General features: G+C 64.7%; 1 protein-coding gene. It reads right to left on the bottom strand.

The annotated features are described in order from the left end of the window. Positions 1–272, bottom strand: a 272-nt coding sequence (locus B4F73_RS07030; protein ID WP_290482852.1) for a carboxyl transferase domain-containing protein, incomplete at both ends; no start/stop codon positions are given.

Genomic DNA, 272 nt, shown 5'->3' with positions numbered 1-272 from the left:
TCGATGATGCCGTCATCCCATAGGCGCGCTGTGGAGAAATAGGGCGAACCTTCAGCTTCGTAGAGATCGCGGATCGGCTGCTTGAAGCTGTCCTCGTCCTCGGCAGACCATTCCCCGCCCTTGCGCTCAATGCCGTCGCGCTTGACGGTGGCGAGCACGCTGGCGGCCTGTTCGCCGCCCATCACCGAGATGCGCGCGTTGGGCCACATGAACATAAAGCGCGGGTCGTAGGCGCGCCCGCACATGCCGTAGTTGCCGGCGCCGAAGCTGCC

Source organism: Hyphomonas sp. UBA3601 (assembly GCF_002375605.1).
GTDB lineage: Bacteria > Pseudomonadota > Alphaproteobacteria > Caulobacterales > Hyphomonadaceae > Hyphomonas.
Note: the sequence above shows the minus strand (reverse complement) of the source record. Positions and strands in the feature narration are given on the sequence as shown.